Source organism: Vibrio sp. OPT18 (assembly GCF_015163615.1).
In the GTDB taxonomy this organism is placed as follows: Bacteria; Pseudomonadota; Gammaproteobacteria; order Enterobacterales; family Vibrionaceae; genus Vibrio; species Vibrio coralliirubri.
The window spans coordinates 33,757-52,949 of the sequence record NZ_JADDYK010000021.1; the positions used below are offsets into that span (position 1 = coordinate 33,757).

Sequence of the window (19,193 nt, forward strand, 5' to 3'; positions counted from 1 at the left end):
TGGCCTTTGTCTCAGGTTTACGCGTGCTTAGTTTGATTAGTTTGCAGATTTAATGATCGTTTCAGTCACATCTCCAATCAAACCCGGCTGGATTAACTGGAAGTTGATCGCTTTTCCAGATTCTTGGATATCTCGCATGTTGTATTGAAGCTGAGTGAAGTCATCTCCCCACTGGTAGCGAAGTAATGTTTCACCTGATTGTAGGTGATAGTTAACCGCGTATTCTGTCGCATAACCAGCCATCACACCATCAATGGGCGCGTTTGGCGCATCATGTGGGATCTTGTAAGTAATCGAATCTAGTTTGACCATGCCATTGATCACGCTGCTCGGCTCGGTAAGGTGTCCCATGTAGTAGCTTGAATGTACAAATCTGTCTTCTGGGTTGGCGTTGCCACCTGTGCCTAAGTTGGTTTGTGAGTATTGGGCTTCTTGTGGGCCCCAACCGCGTTTAGAGCGCTCTACGTTTGCCAAGTGCTGGTCGTAGTCCGGTTGGTTGGTCATCACTGTGTATTTCGCGCCATGCCAGATTCGCGGTCCTTCCGCTCTAAACTCTATAATCGCTGAATCACCCGATGTGTCTTGAAGACTAATGTGCAGTGCGATTCTAACGGGAACGCCGGGCACGAATTCAGTTGCAGGCTGCGTTTTTTCAACGAATTGAACGGCTTCTTCAACGGTACTGAACTGAGATAAAACATGCTTAAGGTAGGTCAGCGTGCCTAAGTCGTCAGCTTGAGTTGACTCTTTTGTATTCATACCTCGGTCGTACAAAACATTGCCACTAAGCCCTGCGTTGTTCATACCATCAGTGATTTGGCCATAGGTCGTTAATCCAGTGACATCGTATTTAGAGGTCACTTGGTTAGTGTTATCTAAGTGGGTAACGTAAGTGCTGTCTTTTGGAATGTTAACGAGGTGCACATCCGTTTGTTCTGACCAATCCAGAGTACGCGAAACGAATGTGCCTTGATCTTGTGTATCCCAAAGTAAGCGGGTGCAAGCTTCGGCGGCAGTAACAACGCCCATAGAGAAGGTAGCAATAATAGCGGTAGATAGAATCTTCTTATTCATGATGAATACCTTTGTAATTTGGGGACACAATCATCATGGCATTGAATTTAGAAACGAAAAACTCAAGTATGCGGGTTAAAATCCATCAAATTATGGGGCGAAGTGTGCTTGAGTGATCGCTTTAATGGTCGGTAGTGGTTCTTTGTTACCCATTGATACTGGGTAATATAAGGTTAATCCAAAGTGAAATTGGTTTGCGATCTGCTGTATATGGAGCGTCTCTAACTCGCCGCGCTGCACTAAAGGCTCTGCTAGGTCGGTACTCATGATCGCCCAACCATCATGTTTTACTAACTCTAATAACAGGTCGTTATTGCTGACTAGGTGGTATTGAGGGGAAATGAGATAGAGCTCTGGTAGCGTGTTGAAATGGTTTTCGCTCACATATTGCTTGTCTAACTTTAAGTCTTCAATAGAGAGCGCATTAAGATGAGGGAGTTTACTTCTTCTTCCTGCATACATACCTAACTCGCCATAGCCCAAAGAGAAGAACTCAATATTTTTACTAAAGCGCTGCATGTTTTTGTGCTGCATCAGTGCGATGCTGTTTGTTTCAGATTCAATGCTATCAAAGGCTTCCTCTCGATTACGATGCAGCCAATGCACACGAAGTTCTGGGCATTTTTGTTGTAAAGCGTGCTCGATTTTGACGGCCAAATTGAGTGGCAAGGAAATGTCGTGATAGATATTGAGCGTCAGCATCTCATCCATATAGATGTTTTCTAATGAGGTACTGAGCTTCTCAGTGTTATTCAACACAACCTTGGAGCGTTGATAAATATGATCAGCCGCTTGAGTCGGTGTTGCCTTCTTTCCGATGATTTCAAATAGCGTAACGCCATATAAGTCTTCGACGGCCTTTACTTGGTCTCGTATTGTGGTGCGGTCTTTGCCTAACTTTTTGGCAGCAGCGCTGTATGAGGATGCTTCGTACGTGGTGCAAAATGCCAATAGATGCTCATAGGAAAACATGCTCAAACCTCAATAGAAAGTGAACTCAGACTTTATGATGGAAATTATCCTGCATTAATGCTGAATTCGCTAAATTTTATCTTCGGTAATAAGATGAAAGTGTGATCAATACTAGGTGTTTATTTTTCGAGTTCGATTAACGCGCTTCAAGTAAATGCGGCGTTTCGATTTTAAGCTGTCTCACCAATCCTATATACGGCAATTCAGTGATAATCTCGTGTGACGATACAGAGATGATTTTTCTCGGTGTTGAAAACATACGAAGGATCATATCTCTCGAGAACGACTTGAATTTAACCTCGTCAATTTTCTCTGAGACTTCTTCCAAACGAATTGAATCGGCAATGACATCAAACTGTATGTGATTGTTTTCAAAGCGTTGCCACTCAGTGTCGAATTTCACTTTCACATGAGCCACGGTTCCTGTTTGGTCAAAAAAATTGAAGTGCATGGCGTGATAAGACTTATCTTTGGTCATGAGAACCTCAGATTCCGTCTCGACGACACGTATGTCCCATAACTGAGCCAAGTAGCCAAATCGACTTGGGTATCCTCTGTGTTTATAAGACCAATATTGATTCAAAAACACCGATTCTGGACTGTAATGAGTAACGTAGAGGTCTTTGATGACGTAAGACATCAGCGCCACAATAATGAAACTGCTTGTGATTACTTTAGTGGTGAAAGATGACATACAAGCACCTCCTTATTGTGATCTCGCCAGAACAATCTCGGCAGTGTTGGTGCAGAGCTTTCACGATGTAACGGTAAAGTATCGAAGAGTGCGCTCTGCTGCGCTTCAATCAGTAGTGATTGGCAGATTTGAATGTCATGATCACTTGGCGTCTCAGCGTTTTGATGGATTAACATCGGGATAGGTGGCGCGATGGTGGGCTCGGTGACTAGACGACTGAATGCGCCATTGTGGTATAAGCCGACTAAGTTCCAGCCGATAAACAGAACACATGCGAACCTGATAAGGTTATGAATGAAAAAGGTTTTGTTATGTTGAACCCAGCTTGCTGTTTTTGACCATAACGAAGCGTGGCGAGTAATCAATGATTGATATTCTGCTTCAGTGAGCGCTTGAGTTTCTCCGATATAGGCGTAGCCCTTCATCACTTGAGTTTGGATGAACTTTGGTTGTTCGCTCGAATCTCCCAGCTGTGCACGCAAGTTTTTTACTGCGGTGGCGACACTCGATTTTGCACGCGTACTTTCCCAAATGGCCTCAAGAATAAACGCTGATGTAAGGTCAGAACCTGAATGTTCAATGAAAAGTGACAGCAACTTCCACTCATTGGAACGCAGTTGCGTCTCTTGCAAAGACGTCAGGTTTAACAGCTTTCCACTTTGACTGTTAAAAAGCAGATTTTGATTTAATAGGTAGAAACTCATCGTAGCTCACTCAAGGTTAAGTCTAAATCTTACTTAAGGTGGATCGTATCGTCAGTAACTTTTGATCCCACTTGCGACGCCGAGCAAGCTCAAGTGGACTCTCTTGTATCGCCAATATGCGGTCAGCGTGCGCTATTTTATTGGTCAGCCAAAGGCTTTGATACTGCAAAATATTTCTCTCTATCGTATCAGTGTCTGCTGGCTTAGTTTTTGATTTCAACTGTTCAATGGCTTGATTTATGTTGTGGAGTTTGGCTTTTAATCGAGTTATTTGGTCTTGAGGTGAGAGTATTGGGCGTCCTCTCTTAACGGGTTTATCTATTGCCGAGCCACTTTCAACGTCGCTACTTTGGTTAGATTTCAATTTTGAATAATCAATGGTGCGCTCTTTAAGTTGGTGCTCTTGGCACAGTATCTGGTCTTCTAATACTAGGCTCTGATTGACGAGCTTTTGCAGTTCGCTCATCGGTTTTCTACCGGCTTTTGTTTGGGTTGTTGCTTTGCTGTTTTTTTCGAGCGCCTTGGCGGCCAGTGTTTCGATACCTAGTGCTGGTTGATTGTGTGCATGACACGCGTGTCTGTATTCGAGGTACGTATCTTGGAGCGCTTGCTCTTGTCGCATTAATTGTACAGGCAAGGGGAGTGCAGGCCTGCCCGCGCTGCTTTGTGCTTGCCTTGGCAGCAGTGAATCTATTTTGTTGTCAATAATATGCAGCATCAGTAAGCGAATGACTTTTCGGTGATGCTTGATGCGCTCAAGCACAAACGAAGTGTTGTCACTCCAGAAATGATTGAAACTCTCTGAACCATTCAATAAAGCTCCGTTGAGCTCTCTGATGCTTGATTTGAAGTTTTCAGTGACGGTATAGAACCAATCATCTTGTTGAAAGCCAGTCGCCTCAACTAATGTACTTTTGAGCCAAGGGTTCACTGTTTGCGAAATTAACGTTTGCGAGATTACTGTTTGAGAGGTTCCCTTTTGCGAGATTTCTTTTTGTGAGAAAGCTTGCTCATGGACCCAAAGTTGATCCGCGAAATCACACACAAGTATTGACCTTGGCTGTGACGGAAGCGACCTAATCCGAAGTTGGTACAGGCTAATAAGCTGCTGCACATTGTCTAATACTTTCTCTTGAATGCTTTGCCATTGCTGGGTCGGATTAGAATGACGTTGCGCAGATAGCATCAGGTTATCAATGCTGCTCCAAATCTTATATTCCTCGGAGGCGCTGATGATGTCGGCGTTAATGACAGCTACCTGTTCTGCATTGTGTTCTGGGTAGTGTTGACGAAGCTGGGCTTGGTAACGAAGGTTAAGGCTCACGTAATCTTGATAGTCTTTCACAATGTGTTTAGCAAGCTTCACAACTGGCGACAGCGTAGGGCGACCTCGTTGATGAGTATTCATCATACTGACTCTAATGCAGAGAATGGTTTTGCCAGAGGTAGCACTTTGACAGCATTCCAGTGAGGCTTACCTTTTACTTCCTCAAGCTCCATATAAACTCTCTGACCTTCCTCTAAGTTAATTTCACCATCAAATTCAATGACACTGATGTGAATGAGTACATCAATATCACCGTGATCAGGTTTAGCAAAACCAAACCCGTTTTCTAGGTGAAACCAAGTGATGTAGCCTCGAGTACAAAGCAAATCGGACATTTACGAGATTAACTCAGTGAATAGGTAATGAGGTGATTCTATCAGTGGGTGCTATGACTAATTTTGATTTAAATCTATTTAATAAGTAATTAATTAAATCTGAATTCTCTGTGGAACCCGACACAAAACCCTCGGTATTTGCCCGTAAATCATGACTTAGAACAAGTTTGATTCCGACGGCGCTACAGCTCAACTCCCTAAATCGCAAAACTTGACTCAAAAGGGCGCAAGTCCGTTCATCCATTTGATGTGTTGGTGGGTCATTCCATGAAAAAACAAACTTCAATGCTTCCAAGTACGGTTGCCGTTAATCGCAGAACGCCGAGATCTTCTATGAAGATTTCGGCGTTAGCTGTGCTGGTGGCCGGAGCATTAACGAGCTACGGAGCCTTGGCTGAAAGTGTCAGCTTAAGTGAGCTGTATCAGCAATCTCTCGACAATAACCCTGCGTTAAAAAGTGCAGCACTAGCCATTGATAGTGCGACTTATGGTGCAGACAAAGTAGGTGCCGCGTATTTACCTCAGGTTGATGCAAACCTTGCGTATGGTGTGCTTCGTAACAGCTACACCACACTCAACGAGATAGACACCAACGCGGCACAGGCGTCGATTTCTGTTGGGCAAAATCTTTATAACGCGAAACTGAACGCGGCAAATGAGCTAAGTAATCAACAGGTTGAGCTCAGCCAAGTCTCACACCAAGTCGCGTTAGAGAGCCTCGCTTTGCAAGTCGTGGTGGGTTATTTCAATGCCCTTAAAGCGCAAGAGTCGTTAAAGCAAACCAAAGCGACACAAGAAGCGATCGAAGAGCAGCTTAAGCAAACCGAACGTCAATTTTCATTGGGGATGATTCCGGAAAATGACGTGATTGATGCGCGCGCTCAGTTCGATTTGGTTTCTGCATCGGTGATTGTGGCTGAAAACGAAGTTGAGAAATCATTGGACGCGCTTTACGAGCTGTCTGGCAGTGAGTTTACGTCGGTGTATCCACTGAATACTGACCGTTACGACGCCAATATCCCAACGCCAGAAAATGCACTGACATGGCAGGAAAAAGCGCAGCAATTTAACCCTGAGATGCAAATTCAGAAACAGCTGGTTGAGCTAAGCAAGCAGCAGATTGAATTAGCGCAAGCTGGGCATCAACCGTCGTTAGGCTTGGTTGCTGAGTACCGTTATACGTTTGCGAGCGAGATTCGTAGAACCGAGATGGGTCAGTCAAAGCAGCAGTTTAATAGCATTGATGATAACTCAACCGTGTTTGCAGGTGTAGCAATGACCTTGCCTGTCTACCGTGGCGGGGCAACCAGCAACGAAGTACAACAAGCCAAGGTTCAATACCAACAAGCCCTTCAGCTTCAAGAGCAATCTTGGAGAAGCGTAACGCGTCAAATCCGCGGTGCAGAAAAAGACCTCAATGCCCTTATTAGTGCTCAGCAAGCCTATGCCAACTCTGTTCATTCTGCTGAACGCTCACTTGTTGCGACTCAACAAGGTTTTGAAATTGGTAGCAGAACGATTGTCGATGTGCTGAACGGAACTCGTCAGCTTTATGCGGCGAAGCAAGACCTGACTGAAGCGCAAATTGATTTCATTTTGGTGTCACTGCAGCTCAAGTTCTTGGGTGGCGAGCTTTTACCTGAAGACATCAGTGCGATTAACGCTGGTTTGAAACGCTAGTCGAAAAGCGGGTTAAAGCGCTCGCTCGAAATCATGGCGCAAGCGCCGAATAGAAAATAGATCAAATGTGATGGCACCTGAGATTGAACCCTCAGATTGAATCAAGGATGCGGTCACTCAATGTATCGACGTATTTGTAGAGAACACACGATGAAAAAAACAATAACGTTATTAACCGCAAGTATCTTACTTGCAGGCTGTGGTGGTAATTCACAACCTACGGAGCAAACTGCTGCTCCAGTACCTAGTACACCGGTAACTGTGGTGCTTGCCGAGGAAATGGCACATTCGCCAATCCAATACCATATAGGAAGAATGGAGGCGGTTGAGTCTGCTCAATTGACACCAAGAACCAGTGGTTTCTTGTTAAACAAACTCTTTGATGACGGTGCCTTTGTTGAAGCGGGCGCTGTGCTTTTTGAAATTGACCCTACGTCATACCAAGCGGCATTTGACGCGGCAAAAGCAACCTTATCTGAAGCGCAATCGGCACTGAGCTTGACTCAGCTAAACCATGAAAGAACCACTCAGATGTTGAAGTCGGGCGGTATTTCACAGTCGCAGCTCGATTTGAGTATTGCGGAGCTAGAGATGGCGAGATCTGGAGTGGTGTCTGCGCGAGCAAACGTAAGAGTTCAGCAAGATAACTTAGACCAAACCCAAGTTAAAGCACCGTATTCAGGTCAGTTAGGGAAAAGTAACTTCTCTATCGGTGACATGGTAGGACCTAACTTTGGTCCATTGATTGACCTGATCAAGATGGATCCGATCGATGCCACTTTCTCGATTAAAGAAAGCGAACTGAGTCAATATCAGCTTCAAGGTAAGCAAGCAACATCAGTATTGCTTGAGCGTGATGGTCAATTGACGGACTACCAAGGCAACATCGCTTTTGTTGATAACAAAGTGAATGCAGCCAGTGGTACGGTGACGATTTCTGCCTCTTTTGATAACAGCGAAGCGGGTCTGCTGCCAAATCAATTTGTTCGTGTTGGGCTGACGAGTGCAGAACCATTAAGCGGCGTGCAAATTCCTCATAAAGCGATCCATCAAGATCAGCTCGCTCAATATGTACTTACCATCGAAGAAGGCAACGCGGTACGTCGTGATGTCGTTGTAGGTGATCGAATTGGACAAGATGTTTTCGTCGCAAATGGCTTGGACGCCGGTGAGCCAGTGATTGTTGGTGGACTGCAACGTATTCGTCCTGGTGCTCCTGTTTCAGTTACGGAGTAATAGATTATGATCAGTAAATTTTTTATCGACCGACCGAAATTTGCGTTTGTTATCTCGATCTTCCTGACCTTGATAGGTTTGATTGCGATTAAAACCATGCCGATTTCAGAGTACCCAAGCGTGACGCCTCCACAAGTGCGTGTCGTCGCGTTCATGCCGGGTGCCAGTGCTGAAACCGTAAAAGAGGTGATTGGCAATCCAATCGAAGAGGAAGTGAACGGTGTTGATGGCATGGTTTACATGCAGTCACGTTCAACCAACGATGGCCGTTACTTCTTAAACATTACCTTTGATAACAGCGTTGACGCCGATATGGCGATGGTTAACGTATCTAACCGCGTTGCTGTTGCTGAAAACATGCTGCCGTTTGAAGTTCGTGCTCGTGGTGTACGTATTCGTAAAGCCGCGCCGGATGACTTGCTCGCGATTGCTTTCTACTCTGAAGATCAATCGATGTCAGAGCTAGAGCTTAACAGCTGGGTTGAATCAAACTTCATGGAGCGGATCGCTCGTATCTCTGGCTTAGCAAGCAGCGATTTGATTGGTGCGACCTATGGCATGCGCGTGTGGCTCGATATGGACCGCATGGCGTCATTAGGTGTGACAACGTTTGATGTGAAGAACGCCATTCGTGAACAAAATGCAGTAGTGCCTGCAGGGCGAATTGGCCAAGGTCCAAGTCGTGAAAATGCCGCATTGCAGTTTAACTTGATCACTCAAGGTCGACTGTCGAGTGCAGAAGAGTTTGAACAAATCATTGTAAAAACCTTAGCAGACGGCAATCAAATCTATCTGAAAGATGTATCTAACGTAGAGATTGGCAGCCAATTCTATGATGCCTACGCAACCTACAATGGCGGAGATGCTGCTCTAGTCGCAATGCAGGCTAACCCCGATGCAAATGCTTTGGAAACAGGCGCTGCGGTTAAATCGGTACTGAAAGACATCGAAAGCATCATGCCTGCCGGTATGACTTACGCGATCCCATACGACACCACATTATCGGTTGAAGCGTCTATTCGCAGTATCGTCGAAACCTTAATTGTTGCTGTCGGGCTTGTGATTGCGGTGACTTACCTGTTCTTAGGTAATGTCAGAACAACACTTGCACCTGTGATCGCGATTCCTGTGTCTTTGATTGGTACTTTTGCTTTCATGCAATTGGGTGGCTTTAGTATCAATACCGTTACCTTATTTGGCTTGATTCTGGCGATTGGTATCGTGGTGGACAATGCCATTTTGGTGGTTGAGAACGTAGAACGCATTCTCAATGAAAACCAAACCATTGATGCCAAAGAAGCCACCAATCGAGCGATGAAAGAAGTCACCGGCCCGATTGTCGCGTCGACATTAGTCATGCTTGCGGTGTTTATTCCAGTGGCATTGCTGCCAGGCATTACGGGGCTGATGTTTGCTCAGTTCTCTATCACCATCTGTATTGCTTTGGTGCTATCCGCTATCAATGCACTCACTTTGTCACCTGCACTATGTGCAATGGTTATGAAGCGTAACCCTAAGCCTGCTAAGTGGTTTGTGGCATTCAATGCAATGTTCGACAAAGTAACAAACGCGTATGGCAAAGCAGTCTCTTTATTGGTGCGCAAATCAGCAGTGCTTTTAGTTTCGTTCGCAGTGGCTATTACTGCGATGGTGACGATGAATGACAAGCTACCGACGGCATTTGTTCCAGCTGAAGACAAAGGCGTGTTGGCGCTCGCGATGTTCTTGCCTGATAACGCATCGAAAGAGCGTACTCATGACTTGATCCGTCAAGCTGAAGCGGTATTAAACCAAGACCCAGCAATTGAAGACTTCGCAGGTGCGATTGGCTTCAATGCTCTGACCGGTGGTGTTGCCGCTAACTCAGCGACCATGTTCGTCAATTTGAAAGACTGGGATGAGCGTCTTGCAATGGATGGCGACCATACACAAGCTGCGGTTGCCCAGCGCATCAACATGCAATTGTATGGCATTGATAAGTCGATGAGCATCGCTATGGGTCTACCACCTATTCCAGGTATTGGTATCGGTGATGCACTTGAGTTCATGGTGCAAGACACGTCTGGACGCACTGCTCAAGAACTCGCGCAAGTGACTTACGCGATGATGGCAGCGGCCAATCAAGCGTCAGAAATCACTAATGCGATGACGACTTATCGTGCAAATGTTCCACATTACAACGTCGAAATTGATCGCGAGAAAGCGCGTCAGTTAGGCGTACCACTCAGTGCAATTAACGATGCGATGGCGACACATCTGGCGTCTTCATACGTTAATGACTTTGCACTAAACGGAAGAAGCTACCGAGTTTTTGTTCAAGCTAAAGGGGAACAACGAAATGATCTATCTGATGTGCTACGCATACATGTCCCGTCGGCGCTTGGCGAACAAGTTCCGCTGTCTGCTGTCGCAACGATCGAACCGACATTAGAACCTGACCTAGTTACAAGCTACAACATGTTACCTGCGGCACGTTTGCAGCTAAATCCAGCTCCAGGTTACTCATCTGGTGAAGCGATTGATGCAATGGAGCGTATCGCCGAGGAAGTTCTCACTCAGGGTTACACCTATGAGTGGACCAACATGGCTTATCAAGAGAAGTTGGCGGGGAACACGGCTCAAATCGCTCTGGTTTTAGCACTGGTATTCATCTACTTGTTCCTTGTTGCTCAGTACGAATCGTGGGCTCTGCCTGCTGCGATCATCATTGTGGCTCCAACCGCTGCTGTGGGTACCTTCGCGGCGCTATTAGCGGGCGGGCAAGCCTTGTCTATCTACGGTCAAATTGGCTTGATTCTATTGATTTCCCTTGCAGCTAAGAACGCGATTCTGATGGTCGAGTTCTCAAAGCTGAAGCGTGAAACTCAAGGTTTAAGCATCGAAGAGGCAGCAATCCAAGGCGGCAAGATGCGTTTTAGAGCCGTAAACATGACGTCATGGTCATTCATCCTTGGCATCTTGCCTTTGGTGTTTGCAAATGGTGCAGGGGCTATCTCTCAGAACACCACTGGATTGGCACTACTGGGTGGCATGTTGATGGTGCTGGTGGTCGGTTCGATGATGACTCCGGGCTTCTATGCCATTTTCCAAACACTCCGTGAAAAGCTGAAAACGAAACAACAGTAACCCATAGTCTCAATAAAGTGACGGCAAAGGTGTGTTGTTGCTTTATTGATGGTTTTTACCCCTCGTTATGAATTTTAAAGATTGTTTTTATCGTCTGATAATGGAGGGGGGCAGGGAGTATTTCTCTGACCAAGTTATTAAACATGAGCCATGTGAGTACGGAAGCGGCTATGGCTCCAATGAGAATAAGGTTTACACATGAAAAAACTATTACTGACCGCTTCAATGTTAGCTGCAATGTCTGGTACTGCTTTGGCGAATGAAGAAGAAAGCCAAGTGATTGATCCATCGGATCTAACTCGTGTTTATACACAAGCGGCTTTTTTTGTTACTTCTGACGCTGATATCCGTTTGTCTTCAATGCTAACTGGAGCATGGTCTGAAACGACTCAGTTCGGTGGCTTTATCGAAGGCAACTTTGGCGACTCAGATGCTAAGCCTGGCAAAGATTCAATGGGTGTTGACTACCTTGGTAGCCGAGCTCAATACTTCCAAGTATCAGCTATTGATAGTTCATTGATTCCGCGTGTTGGCTTCATGGCGGACTTCATCCACACTAAGAACTCAGCACTGGGCTTGGATGACAATACGTTGGTGTCTGTCGGTGCAATTGGCTTGATTAACCCTGCTTATACCGGCGGTGCAATGCTGTTTCCAAACGTAAACTACACCATAGGTGAAGTGTTTGGTGAAACGGCAGACGGCTACATGCTAAACCTGTTTGCTACTATCCCAATGGGAGATTCTGGCGCGTTCGTTCAAGCATGGCCTGAATACATGAATGTTTCTGGCGACACAGTGGAACTTGAATCGACGTCTTTCAACATCATGATGAACGCTCCTATTAAGGAAGACCGAACTCAGTGGCTAATGACGAAACTGCAATACGCATCTGCAGATGTCACTCTACCAACAGGCGTTACGCTAGAAGGTGACTACGAGCTAAAAGCAGAAGTCGGCGTGAAGTGGTTCTTTTAAGTTCTAAAATTGAACGATCCTATTTATTGACTTAGCTGTCTTTTTACTAAGAACAGCGTTAACGAAGAGAGCTAGTTACATTAGCTCTCTTTTTTATTGCCTACAGTTTAACTTTGTACACGATATGTAAGTTAAGAGTTAGGGAGTTGGTTGTTTACTATTTAAATTACTGATTTTGCGTGTTTTGTTCTCATTCCTGTACAGACTAATTGTAAGCTAATGTAGGTAAATGTAACCATTTGACTACTTTATTTTATTGATTAAATTGATGAAATATTGCTTTAAATGGAATTTGGCTAGTTAGGATGATTGCTTATTTACTGAAACGTTTTGCTTTAGTTGTACCTACGTTTCTTGGTATTACGATTTTGATATTCGCGATTACGCGTTTTGTCCCTGGGGGCCCTGTCGAGAGGATGCTTGCAAATATGCAGCCTCAAGGGGACGGTGGTGGCGCGTCTAGTCTCGTTGGCCAAAACTCAGCTTTGTCTGAAGATCAGCTTGCTGATCTAAATAAATTTTATGGATTAGATAAACCGGTAACGGAAGCGTATCTCGAATGGTTAGTTCGACTTGTTCATTTTGATCTAGGCGAGTCGACACGCTACTACGAACCTGTCAGTGACATGATTTTTGAGCGCCTGCCAGTCTCTGTTATGTATGGTGGTGTTACCTTTTTCATTAGTTATTTTATCTCTATTCCTCTTGGTTATTTTAAGGCGATGAAGCACGGCAGCATTTTTGATTCTGTTTCATCAATCATGATTTTTGTCGGCTATGCCTTACCGGGATATGTGGTCGGCGTGCTTCTAATTACGTTTTTCAGTTATCACCTAGAGTGGTTCCCAATGGGGGGCTTTGTTGATGATGACTTCGACGACTTCAATACTTTCTCAGAGCAAATTACTGATATTTTGTGGCATGCGGTCTTACCTTTGCTTTGTTACCTGATAGGTGACTTTGCGACGCTAACCATGACGATGAAAAACAATTTGATGGAAAATTTGTCATCGGATTATATCCGTACCGCCATAGCTAAAGGTTTGCCTTTCAGAGAGGCGATTCGTAAACACGCATTACGCAACAGTTTAATTCCAATCGCTAGCCACTTTGGCAACTCTCTTCTTTTCTTCATGACAGGCTCTTTCTTAATTGAGGTCATTTTCGATATCAACGGTATAGGGTTGCTTGGTTACGAGTCAATTGTTGAAAGAGACTACCCAGTAGTGATGGGCATTGTTGCAATTAATGCCTGCATCTTGCTGCTAGGAAATATTTTGTCAGACGTTTGTGTGGCACTGGTCGATCCTAGAGTGAAGTTTGGAGCTTGATGATGATTAAATTAAATCCGTTAACGCTAAAACAGATCAAGCGATTCAAACAAATAAAGCGCGGATACTGGTCGCTGATCATTCTATCAGTGATGTTGTTACTGTCTCTTTTTGCTGAAGTGTTGATCAATAGTAAGGCTTTAATGGTGCGTTATCAGGGGGAATATTACTTTCCAATTGTATCTGATGTTTACCCAGGTAAGACATTTGGTTTGGAGTCTTCGGGAGAGGCAAACTATCGACTACTTCAACTAACGCTTAAAGACAAAAACAATGGTGATTTTGCAATTTTACCTTTGGTGCCTTGGAATCCGTATGAACAAGACTTCTCTGGTGAATATCCGCCACATGCTCCAAGTACCTACTCAAAGCACTATTTGGGTACAGACGTAATCGGGCGGGATATTTTAGCTCGATTGGTTTACGGGTTTAGAACAGCAATGGGATTCGCTCTGATAACAATGGTCATCGCATACAGCATTGGTGTAACAGTGGGCTGTGCTATGGGTTTCTTTGGTGGCAAGTTTGATCTGATTGTTCAAAGAATCATTGAGACTTGGTCGATGGTTCCATTCCTTTACGTGATCATGATTTTGGTTTCAATAGCTCAACCAACGTTCACGCTGTTCGTTTTGATCAATGTGACTTTTGGGTGGATGGGTATTACTTGGTATATGCGGACGATGACCTACAAAGAATCGGCCCGAGAGTATGTGTTAGCTGCCAAAGCTTTAGGAGCGTCAACAGCAAGGATCATCTTTCACCATGTATTACCCAATACAATGGTCATGATCGTTACTTTGGCACCTTTCACTATTGCCGCCAATATTACAGCACTTACTGCACTGGACTATTTAGGTTTAGGCCTTATTCCGCCTACCCCTAGTTGGGGAGAGCTGCTTCAGCAAGGCAAGTCGAACCTCGATTCACCATGGATTGTTGGCTCTGTTGTGACGGCAATTGTCGGTGTTTTAGTCATGGTTACCTTCATCGGTGAAGCGATAAGAATGGCCTTTGATCCCAAAAAATACACAGTTTATAGATAAGCACTAGGAAGTGATGATGCACAGATACGGACTATTCGCTTTGTTGTTGAGTTTCTTAGTTCAAGCACAACAAACACCAAATAATTTGGAATGGCAAAGTAACTGGGATGATCCCGTTTTTGCTTCTGAAGAGGCTAAGCGTGGCGGTACTTTACGTAGCTTTATGCCTAGTTTCCCACAAACACTGCGTTCAGTAGGCCCCGACGCCAACTCTGGCATTCGTTTCTATTTAATGGATGGAACGCCTAAATTGGTACAACGACATCCAAACACCGATAATTGGATCCCGCAGCTGGCGAACGAATGGGCATTTGGGGAAGATCACAAGACAGTTTATTTCAAACTGAATCCTGATGCGAAATGGTCTGACGGAGAGAGCGTAACGGCTGACGATTACCTGTTCATGCTCACTTATTATCGATCAAGAGACATTATTGACCCTTGGTACAACGACTTCTTTCGCAACAGTATCAAAGCCGTTGAAAAATTCGATGACTATACGATCAGTATTATGATGGCAGAGCCCAAAAGTAATGATGAGCTCATGGCTCTGATTAATATGCCGAGTCATGGGGTTCAGCCTCGTCCTAAACATCATTTTGTTAATATTAATGACGGGAATAAGGATGGCATGGATGACAACTTTGTACGCAAATACAATTTTAAGTCAGAGCCAACAACGTCACCTTATTACATCTCGAAAGTGAACAAGGGCCGTAGTATCACGTTTTCTCATGTTGGCGCGAATTGGTGGGGTTACGGGAATAAATATTATAAGAATCGTTTTAACGTCGAGAAGCTTCGTATCAAGGTGATTCGTGATAGTGATATTGCACGTAAGCACTTTGAAAAAGGAAAGTTAGACACGTTTGCGATGGTACAGCCTCAACTGTGGCATGAGAAAACCAACTCAGAACCTTTTAGTCATGGCTTTATACAGAAATTCTGGGGCTTTAATCAAAGGCCACAAGGCGCTGGCGGTTTATGGTTCAATACATCCATGCCACTGCTGAACGACATTAATGTTCGAAAAGGCATCACGTACGCGACTGATTTCGACGGCATGATAAAAAACGTGTTACGGGGCGATTACTCTAGAAAACCTCATGCTATGGGGTTTGGACACGGTAAATATGATTTGGAAGGTGTAGAGCCGCCACCGTTTAGACCTGAACTTGCCATTGGTTATTTTGAATCTGCAGGATTCGATCGTATCGGCTCTGATGGTATCCGAATGAATGCTAATGGGGTTCGTTTGAGTTTCAAGATTACGTATGGCTATAACATTTGGACACCAAGAATTGCCTATCTAAAAGAGCAAGCGAAGTTAGCTGGTTTAGAGCTCGACTTAAACCTTGTCGATGGTTCTGCTGCATTCAAATTTATTCTCGAGAAAAAGCACCAGCTTGCATTTCTTAATATGGGCGGAGGAGAGATACCAGCTTACAAAGAGTATTTTCATTCGACAAATGCCAACCGTCCTCAAACTAATAACCATACAAATTTTAGTTCACCAGAGCTAGATCAAAAAATTGAGGCGTTTATTTCTGAGTTTGATATGGAAAGAAAACAGCAGCTATCTCAGAACATCCAAAGAAAAATAAAGGATGCGTATGTGATTGTGCCTGGCTATATGGTGCCTTATACGCGAGATGCATACTGGCGTTGGATTAAGTTCCCAAAGAACCCAATGACGAAGAAGACTGGCGCCATGTTTAATATTTTAGACACCAGTAATTTCTGGATTGATACAGACCTAAAAGAAGAAACTCAGTTGGCTTCTAAAGAAGGTAAGGCGTATCCACCTATCACCATCATTGATGACAGATATAAGCTCTAAGGGTGAACGTAGAATGAACCAAGATATTGTATTAAAAGTTCGCGACTTAGAAGCAGAGTTCAGTACTGATGAAGGCATCGTCAAGATACTGAAAGGTGTGTCCTTTGACGTGAAATCTGGCCAAACCTTAGGTTTAGTCGGAGAGTCTGGAAGTGGGAAGAGCGTAACTTCCATGTCTATTATGGGACTGCTTCCTAAGCCTTATGGAAAGGTCACGGCTGGAAAAATAATCTATCGTGATACAGACCTTACAGAGGTGCCTGAACACGAGATGCACAAGATGCGCGGCAATCGTATTTCAATTATTTTCCAAGACCCTATGACGGCTTTGAATCCTGTTCAGACAATTGGCAAGCAGATTGTCGAGGTTCTGGATTTGCACCATAACCAGATGTCTAGGTCTGAAAAGGTAGAGTACGCAATTGGTTTGCTTGAGAAAGTTGAAATTCCAATGCCGAAACTACGTTTCAAAGAATACCCTCATAGCCTGTCAGGGGGGATGCGACAAAGGGTAATGATTGCGATAGCGCTTGCATGTAAGCCTGACATCTTGATATGCGATGAGCCGACGACTGCATTAGATGTAACGGTTCAAGCATCCATTTTGGAATTGATAAGAGAGCTTCAAGAAGAGACTGGGATGGCAGTGATCTTCATCACTCATGATCTAGGCGTAGTTGCAGAAAATTGCGATGAGGTCGCTGTGATGTATGACGGTCGTATTGTTGAGCATGCAGAAATTTTCGAACTTTTTGATCACCCACAACATCCGTATACAAAAAGACTTTTGAGTTTAATGCCAGACCTCAATGTCGAGCCGAAACAAACCATTCAAATCAATCCAATTGATTTGAATGAATTCCCAGAATACAAGGGGAATTGAATATGTCAGAAGTGATTAAAATTGAAGGGCTAAAGCAGCACTTTTTATCAGGTAAAAATCTATTTAAGAAAGGTTATGTCATTAAAGCTGTCGATGGTGTTTCGTTTTCAGTGAAGCAAGGTGAAACATTGGGCTTGGTCGGGGAGTCTGGTTGTGGAAAAAGTACGCTTGGTAGAACATTACTCAAATTGTATGAACCATCAGCTGGAAAGATCTTTTTTGAAGGGGAAGACATCACCCATTACAGCACAAAAAGAATGCGTCCACTTCGTAGAGAGATGCAGATTGTATTTCAGGATCCTTTAGAGTCGTTGAATCAGAGGCATACAGTAGGAGGAATACTCGAAGAACCTTTTATTATTCATGGAATTGGTTCGAAGAAAGAACGAAAGAAGTGGGTTTTAGAACTGCTCGATAAGATCGGATTACCTCACTCTGCTGTAACCCGCTATCCGCATGAGTTTTCAGGAGGGCAAAGGCAGCGTATAGGCATAGCAAGAGCAATAGCATTAAAGCCAAAGTTATTAGTTTGCGATGAGTCAGTATCGGCATTAGATGTTTCGGTACAAGCTCAGATACTAAATCTATTGTTGAAAATACAAAAAGAGATGAACCTTTCCATTATTTTTATTTCACATGATCTCTCTGTCGTTAAGCACATTTCAGATAATGTGGTTGTAATGAAAAAGGGTAAAATAATTGAGTCTGGAAGTGTGGAAGATGTTTATAAAAACCCAAAAGAAGATTATACAAAAACTTTATTGGCGTCGATTCCAATCACGCATCCATCTCAAAGGAATAAAATAAAAACAACGAAGTTAGCTAAACAGGCTTAAAACTGGAAAAATAAGATGTATATATAATACGGAAGTGTAATACAAGAAGGAAAATATGAATAAACTAATTATATTGCCAGCGTTAATGCTGGTGACGCCTTCGCTCGCCCTAGCAAATAATTTACAAGATGAGTGGGAGTCCAAAAACGACGAAAACCCTTGGTCTGGATACATTAGTCTTGACTATTCTCGAAACGGATATGAAGACAGTGCGTCCTTAGCAAATCGTTCAGCTTCCGCAACGGGAGTTGTCCGATATTCCTTTTCTGACAAATCTCGACTTCAAGTAGTGGCGTCAGGTTACCACTTATCCGACGGTGATGAATATGGGGTTAGGGGACAGTTTTGGAATGATACGTCCATCTCATGGGGGCGCAATGGACTATTCAAACCAACTGATGGTTCATCATTGAGTGGTGAGGTGAGAGTCATATTACCGACGTCTAAATGGTCAAGGAGGAACGATTTAACGTTAGGAACTAGGTTGAAGGTCAGGTGGAGTGCTCCATTAGATAATTTGATGGAAGGGCTTTCATTGAGTAATACGTTATTACTTAGAAAGAATTTTCACGAATATAAAACCGCCGGTGGTAATCAGCTTATTGAATACCAATTGAGTAGCCAATTTTCTCTTGATTATGTTTTTGCAGTAGACTTCTATTTCAACATTTTCGTCATGCCTAGACAGTCATGGGATTATAGCGGGAACACGTTTGATCCAACTCTATTACATGGTGAAGAGGTGGGCTATCAAATAACTAAGAGTATTTCTATTTCTGCTGGGCTAACTAATGGCATTAGTTATTACAATCCAGAAAGAGGTTCAAACCCTCTTAATGATTTAGTTGATTTAAAGAAAACAACTTATTACGCAGTGGTTAACTATCAATTCTAATATTGCTCCGTTCGCATTGAATTTAGATAGTTAGAAATAAAAATGTAATATAATTATAAATATAGGTAAATTATGTTTAAACACGCAATTATCGCAGCAAGTATTGCCACAATCCTCAGCGGGTGTGGGGCCGAAGATCGTGCCTATGACACCTATGATAAACCAACCGAAGAGATTTCTGTTCAATCTTTAGATACGGAATCACTTTGGATGTACATGCCGTCTACCGGTGAAGC

Annotated in this window: 16 protein-coding genes; 10 read left to right on the plus strand and 6 right to left on the minus strand. The window is 43.8% G+C overall.

The window, feature by feature from the left end:
* Positions 1 to 36: 36 nt before the first annotated feature.
* The 6 genes from IQQ51_RS02650 to IQQ51_RS02675 all read right to left on the minus strand — a co-directional run bounded on the left by IQQ51_RS02650 (position 37) and on the right by IQQ51_RS02675 (position 5,106).
* The gene (locus IQQ51_RS02650; protein ID WP_193840284.1) at positions 37 to 1,074 is read right to left on the minus strand and encodes a linear amide C-N hydrolase; all 1,038 of its coding nucleotides are present in this window, start codon (positions 1,072 to 1,074) and stop codon (positions 37 to 39) included.
* A 90-nt stretch (positions 1,075 to 1,164) separates the two neighbouring features.
* Positions 1,165 to 2,046, minus strand: a complete 882-nt coding sequence (locus IQQ51_RS02655; RefSeq protein ID WP_048608631.1) for a LysR family transcriptional regulator — start codon at positions 2,044 to 2,046, stop codon at positions 1,165 to 1,167.
* A gap of 136 nt (positions 2,047 to 2,182) precedes the next feature.
* Positions 2,183 to 2,740 carry a hypothetical protein gene (locus IQQ51_RS02660; RefSeq protein WP_048613474.1) on the minus strand — a complete coding sequence of 186 codons (558 nt, stop codon included), beginning with the start codon at positions 2,738 to 2,740 and terminating at the stop codon, positions 2,183 to 2,185.
* Positions 2,716 to 3,444, minus strand: coding sequence for a winged helix-turn-helix domain-containing protein (locus IQQ51_RS02665; protein ID WP_050621614.1), 729 nt, complete (start codon positions 3,442 to 3,444; stop codon positions 2,716 to 2,718). Before IQQ51_RS02665 ends, IQQ51_RS02660 begins: the two co-directional genes overlap by 25 nt.
* 22 nt (positions 3,445 to 3,466) lie before the next feature.
* Positions 3,467 to 4,855, minus strand: a complete 1,389-nt coding sequence (locus IQQ51_RS02670) for a hypothetical protein (protein WP_193840285.1) — start codon at positions 4,853 to 4,855, stop codon at positions 3,467 to 3,469.
* Positions 4,852 to 5,106: a cold shock domain-containing protein gene (locus IQQ51_RS02675; RefSeq protein WP_193840286.1), complete on the minus strand. Its 255-nt coding sequence runs from the start codon at positions 5,104 to 5,106 to the stop codon at positions 4,852 to 4,854. Before IQQ51_RS02675 ends, IQQ51_RS02670 begins: the two co-directional genes overlap by 4 nt.
* Before the next feature lie 267 nt (positions 5,107 to 5,373).
* Between IQQ51_RS02675 and IQQ51_RS02680 the strand changes: the two genes are divergently transcribed.
* The 10 genes from IQQ51_RS02680 to IQQ51_RS02725 all read left to right on the plus strand — a co-directional run bounded on the left by IQQ51_RS02680 (position 5,374) and on the right by IQQ51_RS02725 (position 18,957).
* On the plus strand, positions 5,374 to 6,786 hold the full coding sequence (locus IQQ51_RS02680; protein WP_228012654.1) for a TolC family outer membrane protein: 1,413 nt from the start codon (positions 5,374 to 5,376) through the stop codon (positions 6,784 to 6,786).
* Positions 6,787 to 6,936: 150 nt separating this feature from the next.
* Positions 6,937 to 8,022: an efflux RND transporter periplasmic adaptor subunit gene (locus IQQ51_RS02685; protein ID WP_228012655.1), complete on the plus strand. Its 1,086-nt coding sequence runs from the start codon at positions 6,937 to 6,939 to the stop codon at positions 8,020 to 8,022.
* A 6-nt stretch (positions 8,023 to 8,028) separates the two neighbouring features.
* Positions 8,029 to 11,148, plus strand: a complete 3,120-nt coding sequence (locus IQQ51_RS02690; RefSeq protein WP_193840289.1) for an efflux RND transporter permease subunit — start codon at positions 8,029 to 8,031, stop codon at positions 11,146 to 11,148.
* A gap of 198 nt (positions 11,149 to 11,346) precedes the next feature.
* Complete coding sequence (locus tag IQQ51_RS02695; protein WP_050621609.1) at positions 11,347 to 12,126, plus strand: hypothetical protein; 780 nt, start codon at positions 11,347 to 11,349, stop codon at positions 12,124 to 12,126.
* Between the two features lie 305 nt (positions 12,127 to 12,431).
* Positions 12,432 to 13,457 (plus strand): ABC transporter permease subunit, encoded by a 1,026-nt coding sequence (locus tag IQQ51_RS02700; RefSeq protein ID WP_048608617.1) that lies wholly within the window; start codon positions 12,432 to 12,434, stop codon positions 13,455 to 13,457.
* A gap of 2 nt (positions 13,458 to 13,459) precedes the next feature.
* A complete protein-coding gene (locus IQQ51_RS02705; RefSeq protein ID WP_193840471.1) occupies positions 13,460 to 14,503 on the plus strand; it encodes an ABC transporter permease in 1,044 nt (347 codons plus the stop codon).
* 16 nt (positions 14,504 to 14,519) lie between these two features.
* Positions 14,520 to 16,343 (plus strand): extracellular solute-binding protein, encoded by a 1,824-nt coding sequence (locus tag IQQ51_RS02710; protein WP_193840290.1) that lies wholly within the window; start codon positions 14,520 to 14,522, stop codon positions 16,341 to 16,343.
* A gap of 13 nt (positions 16,344 to 16,356) precedes the next feature.
* The gene (locus IQQ51_RS02715; protein ID WP_193840291.1) at positions 16,357 to 17,226 is read left to right on the plus strand and encodes an ABC transporter ATP-binding protein; all 870 of its coding nucleotides are present in this window, start codon (positions 16,357 to 16,359) and stop codon (positions 17,224 to 17,226) included.
* A gap of 2 nt (positions 17,227 to 17,228) precedes the next feature.
* Positions 17,229 to 18,062, plus strand: coding sequence for an ABC transporter ATP-binding protein (locus tag IQQ51_RS02720; protein ID WP_193840292.1), 834 nt, complete (start codon positions 17,229 to 17,231; stop codon positions 18,060 to 18,062).
* A gap of 55 nt (positions 18,063 to 18,117) precedes the next feature.
* Positions 18,118 to 18,957 carry a hypothetical protein gene (locus tag IQQ51_RS02725; RefSeq protein ID WP_193840293.1) on the plus strand — a complete coding sequence of 280 codons (840 nt, stop codon included), beginning with the start codon at positions 18,118 to 18,120 and terminating at the stop codon, positions 18,955 to 18,957.
* The last annotated feature ends 236 nt before the right edge of the window (positions 18,958 to 19,193 follow it).

Bases quoted from the DNA above. Each gene is read 5' to 3' on its own strand.
- IQQ51_RS02725 (WP_193840293.1), top strand. From the start codon at position 18,118: ATGAATAAACTAATTATATTGCCAGCGTTAATGCTGGTGACGCCTTCG.
- IQQ51_RS02685 (WP_228012655.1), top strand. From the start codon at position 6,937: ATGAAAAAAACAATAACGTTATTAACCGCAAGTATCTTACTTGCAGGC.
- IQQ51_RS02690 (WP_193840289.1), top strand. From the start codon at position 8,029: ATGATCAGTAAATTTTTTATCGACCGACCGAAATTTGCGTTTGTTATC.
- IQQ51_RS02700 (WP_048608617.1), top strand. From the start codon at position 12,432: ATGATTGCTTATTTACTGAAACGTTTTGCTTTAGTTGTACCTACGTTT.
- IQQ51_RS02655 (WP_048608631.1), bottom strand. From the start codon at position 2,046: ATGTTTTCCTATGAGCATCTATTGGCATTTTGCACCACGTACGAAGCA.
- IQQ51_RS02680 (WP_228012654.1), top strand. From the start codon at position 5,374: ATGAAAAAACAAACTTCAATGCTTCCAAGTACGGTTGCCGTTAATCGC.
- IQQ51_RS02715 (WP_193840291.1), top strand. From the start codon at position 16,357: ATGAACCAAGATATTGTATTAAAAGTTCGCGACTTAGAAGCAGAGTTC.
- IQQ51_RS02665 (WP_050621614.1), bottom strand. From the start codon at position 3,444: ATGAGTTTCTACCTATTAAATCAAAATCTGCTTTTTAACAGTCAAAGT.
- IQQ51_RS02695 (WP_050621609.1), top strand. From the start codon at position 11,347: ATGAAAAAACTATTACTGACCGCTTCAATGTTAGCTGCAATGTCTGGT.
- IQQ51_RS02675 (WP_193840286.1), bottom strand. From the start codon at position 5,106: ATGTCCGATTTGCTTTGTACTCGAGGCTACATCACTTGGTTTCACCTA.
- IQQ51_RS02720 (WP_193840292.1), top strand. From the start codon at position 17,229: ATGTCAGAAGTGATTAAAATTGAAGGGCTAAAGCAGCACTTTTTATCA.
- IQQ51_RS02705 (WP_193840471.1), top strand. From the start codon at position 13,460: ATGATTAAATTAAATCCGTTAACGCTAAAACAGATCAAGCGATTCAAA.
- IQQ51_RS02710 (WP_193840290.1), top strand. From the start codon at position 14,520: ATGCACAGATACGGACTATTCGCTTTGTTGTTGAGTTTCTTAGTTCAA.
- IQQ51_RS02660 (WP_048613474.1), bottom strand. From the start codon at position 2,740: ATGTCATCTTTCACCACTAAAGTAATCACAAGCAGTTTCATTATTGTG.
- IQQ51_RS02670 (WP_193840285.1), bottom strand. From the start codon at position 4,855: ATGATGAATACTCATCAACGAGGTCGCCCTACGCTGTCGCCAGTTGTG.
- IQQ51_RS02650 (WP_193840284.1), bottom strand. From the start codon at position 1,074: ATGAATAAGAAGATTCTATCTACCGCTATTATTGCTACCTTCTCTATG.